Annotated in this window: 3 protein-coding genes and 1 pseudogene; all 4 read right to left on the reverse strand. The window is 36.7% G+C overall.

Features of this window, described 5'->3' with window-relative positions:
- Positions 1-679, reverse strand: a 679-nt coding sequence (locus U0M88_RS06580; protein WP_331869297.1) for a hypothetical protein, incomplete at its 3' end; no start/stop codon positions are given.
- The gene (locus U0M88_RS06585) at positions 645-2198 is read right to left on the reverse strand and encodes a hypothetical protein (RefSeq protein WP_331869298.1); all 1554 of its coding nucleotides are present in this window, start codon (positions 2196-2198) and stop codon (positions 645-647) included. The genes U0M88_RS06580 and U0M88_RS06585, both read right to left, overlap by 35 nt.
- A gap of 214 nt (positions 2199-2412) precedes the next feature.
- Positions 2413-3159, reverse strand: coding sequence for an IS1595 family transposase (locus U0M88_RS06590; protein ID WP_331869299.1), 747 nt, complete (start codon positions 3157-3159; stop codon positions 2413-2415).
- A gap of 214 nt (positions 3160-3373) precedes the next feature.
- Positions 3374-4432: pseudogene (locus tag U0M88_RS06595) on the reverse strand (replication initiation factor domain-containing protein).
- Positions 4433-4550 lie beyond the last annotated feature (118 nt).

Here is a 4550-nt window from a genome sequence, read left to right on the forward strand (position 1 = left end):
CTTCTGCATTCTGTGCCATTGATTCAATGGAATCGGTTAAACGAACATCAAACTGTGAGCCACGATCGGTATAATTTCCTTCCGTATCCGTCGTAATGGAATGATCCCCTGTACTTGGCAGTACATCCAGTAAATAAGCAGAAGATACAGGAACTACCGCATTATTGATCATATTGATTCGATAGTAGGCATCTTGTCCCAGATCGGCTGTCGTTGTAAATGAAGTCGCCTGCTCATCCAGCCCCACATAATCCGATGCGATCAGTTCCAGTGGCGGTCTAAAGATAAACTTACTGGAAACCATGGCAAAGGTCTCATTACGATCGCCATCTTCATCTAGATCCAAAGCATCGGTATACGCCTGTACATTACGAGAATTGGCTTCTTTATAGATATTTGGACGAATCTTATCATTGTCTGGATATACCGCATAAGTCTCAATCGTACTGGCCCCCATAGGTATATTCGGTGAGACTTTTAAGTTCATTTTAAGAGATGAGGTATTAATACGTGGGTCGTTTGGAATAATTTTAGGATACGTATAAATCACAGCAGTTCTTCCGGATCCATGATAGTTATCTATAATCTCCGGGGCCTCAACCTTGCCACCTACATTTGCATAAGGCCATACAGATATTTGCTTTTCATACGTAATTCCATCCGGCAATAAAGTAATCACTTTTACATTTTCTAAAGGTTGATCTCCATAACGCCCCCCATTGACCAACTTCCGTAGATGAAAACGTAATATAAGGATTATATTCGAAGCTGTCACTTTCTCCTTCTTTGTACGTTAAAGAACTATCCAAAGGAGCCGTCATATCCATCAGAGGATCAATTTTAGACAATGAGGTGTACGGATTATAATGGAATCCTGCATGATTTTCCTTATAATCTTGTTCCACTGGATCCTGATCTGCCTTTATCAGTTGCCATGTAGAACTGATTCTTGGATAATAAAGATAAGATTGCCCTCCATGGGAAATACGATTGATTTCTTCCTGTGTTGGAAGCCCGGAGGCCCAACCATGAACATACATATTCTCTAATTTAAACGGTTTATCAAAACGCATAATGACTTTTTGATACATTTGTTTTGTATCATGAATCGCCTGTAAAGTACCAAAAGGTACATCTTTAGCAATCACATGTTCATTACCATTAAAATCCACACCAATGAGTGTATTTTGACTTAAGGCTTCTTTTGCCTTTTTTGTACGTTCTTCATTTTGTTCTTTTGTATACCTTGATTCGTTTTTCAATCCAATTGAATCCAAACCAAAATAATTATAGTAAAGAGGTACATTATTTTGTTGTTTATCACCATTCTCATGATTTCCATAAAAGAGCTGATGCGTCAACTCTTTAACAGCAGCAACCATGCCTCCGGTTATATCGTCAGGACTACCTCCATTATTGGTCTCCAATATACGAAATTGATTCATCATACCCTCTTGACCATGATCAACTCCGGCACGATCCACGAGTTGATTTTGATCAAGCACGTAGGCACCTTCATTAAAAGTGTTACGATTACTGATTGTACCGACATCACTTAAATTATACGTGAATAATTGATTTTTAGAATGGATATTATCTTCCCATATTTGATAATTACCACCTGGTTTAAAAGTGATTTTATTCAATCTAAAATTGAGAGTCGTACTTAAGTGAACCGGCTTTTCTTGGTCTTGATACGTAATGACTGTATCAAATGTCATGGGCAAGATTGTATCCAAAGGGACTTCTTCATCTTCCAGATTATCTATGTCAATACCTAGTAAAAACTTAAAGCCATAATTGCCTTCACGATTTGGATAACCTTCTTTTAAATCTTGATCCGGATATTGATTTTCAATATGACGGGTAATCGTGGAAGGATCGAGTTCCTTCCAATTTTTAGTATCTGCATATTCTCGTTTGGACAAATGAAAGCCTGCCGGTAAATGCACTGTGATATCCATGGTCTTTACTTTTTCCGCAAAACGCCCATTTAATCCCTCTTTGGTGCCATCGATAACCGGTGCCACCATAAACCAAGGTTCACTGTGCCATGAATTCGGTAAAGTATTCTGGTTTTCCAGCATAGGAATATTTTGGTAATATATACCATCTTTATTTACCGGTGTATCAGTTTTTGCTAACGTGAGTACCCATCTGATATCCCTAAATAGTTTGTAAACCTCTTGTATCGGCATACAGATCCATAGAGGTTCGAATCATCCTTCGAGTCGCTATGCTGGATTGACTAATATAAGTCCTTATCTTCTCCAGAATGTTTCTACTCTTTCTATGGTTAAATCGCCATTCATATTCTGCATAATATAAGGGAAGCATTCTTTTGCCTATTCCATGGAATACATGCAGTAACTGGTGATTGAAGTTCGAGACGATCTTGTTCAGAAAATACAGTCAATGTTCCTCTTGCTCATAGTCGATCTTTTCATTCTCGACCTGCATTTTTGTTTTTAAGATATTGTATGTTGATTTACCATCCGTATTCAGTTTCCTGTCCTGGGGCATGACAACATACTGATCAAAATATTTTTCAATATTCTCTCCGGAATCAACTGTCATTTCCTTCAGTTTCACAAAAAGAGGGTACTGGTTCTCCTGTTCCGTAGAGAGCACAACTAAAAATGGCTGTTTATCGGTCCCCCGTCCACGTTTCCCATTGTGGGAGGGAGCCCCGGTATAGGCAACATCCGATTCATAAAAACTCGAATCCAATGATCTTTTGGAATTCGAGTTTCTCATAAGGATTCGAGCTTTTGTTTGTAACAGACAGGCCGTTTTATAGTTCACTTTCAATTCTTCGGAAAGCTGTAAACTGGAGATTCCCTTTTTTGCGGTGAAGATCAGGAACAAACCATACAGAAGAACATTTAAAGGCAGCTTATTTTCCTGAAAGATCGTATTGGACAGGAGTCTTTCATCATGTTTGCAGTGTGCACAGCGGTAACATTGTTTGGACTTCATAAAATAGTAATGTGTACAGCCGCATTTTTCACAATAGTATCCGGTAGGCCATTTCATATCAAAGAAGAACTTTCTGCAAGCCTCAGGGTTTGTATAATATCTGATGATAAAATCAGAAGTGGACATATAATCACCACGTCCGGAGACAGAAAATCTTTTATTGTTTCTTTTGTAATTCATAATGTACACCATCCTTTGTTCAACTCTAATTTAGCAACAGATATGACATTATTCGTGTCTATTTAAAATTTAGGGTTATCAGATGGGTACTCACGAAAAAGAATACCTACTTACCATTGGCGCGAAAGCGCCACACGCCGGCTTGAAAAAGTCAAGCAAAAAGTGAGAAAAAGTAGAGGTGAAGTGCAAAAAGATGCACAAAAAAAGAGCCTGTTTATCGGATCAAATCATGTCCGAGCAAGCTCATCATCAATAGAGAGGGTATGACCTGTCTTTTTATCCAACGAAGTGTTTTATCCATATTAACAGCAACAGGAACTGTAATTAGTGGGAGAGCGGTTTGTATATTTTCTAAGAATATATCCCATAAAATATAGTCTGTGAAATAAATCTGTGTATTGATAAGAGTTGTAACAACTTCTCTAAGACTTCCTGTTAAAAGAAATCTTTCAACCATTTCTTTTGCTTTTTAATTTTTTAGCCGTATTTCAAAACGGTTTTTAATATCGGTTTGTATTCCTTTCTTCTTTTGTTCTTTTTCTTTCTCGTATAGACAGAAATAAAGGTTACTATTCTGTGAACCAATATAAAACATTCTAGCTGTATCTTTGTCATTTCCTCTTAAACTCCCACTGTCTACAGCTTCAAAATTTTTTGAACGTTTCCACACTATATGTTCGTAATATCTTTCTCTTAAGACAGCTACATCTAATAAGCCACCCATATCATTTACAGCCAAATCAAAACGTTTAATAATACCATTATAAGCAGTACAAAGATTAAAAAAGTCATACCAGCCGATTTTTCTTGCCTGTAAGACGTTTTCTAAATGTCGACACCCCATACCCCTAAGCTCCAATAAAACGCCCATAGAAGGCTCTTTAGACGCTATAACAATGATTTCTCCAAAGAAATACTGTTCTTCATAGCCATATAATCCATAACCTTCATAGATGAAGTATTCCTTTTTCATTGCAAGAACATGTTTTATAATTTCCAATGCGTCTGTAGTAGGAAAGCGAATACGTAGATAATCAATCATTAATGTAAATGGTTGTTCACATTGACAGTAATCAAGATAATGTAACAGCAGACGTTGCATTTCTCGACTGGCTTTTACTTTACCGCTTTCAATTTCATTTAGATTTTGTCTATTTATATAAAGTTCTCTTGCCAGTCTTGCTTGTGAATAATCACAGGCAGTTCGTTTTTGTTTTAATTTCTCAATAAATTCTTTATCATTCATATAAATTTCTCCAATCAAAAAAGGCATACACTAGAATAAGCATATACCTTGTATTTTGTATTTTATTGTTCAGATATGCGATTTTTAACCTGTCGGATAGAATAGACAGAGTGTGAAGTATAATTATCTATATATATACTTATAA

Source organism: Faecalicoccus sp., assembly GCF_036552745.1.
Lineage (GTDB): Bacteria > Bacillota_I > Bacilli_A > Erysipelotrichales > Erysipelotrichaceae > Faecalicoccus.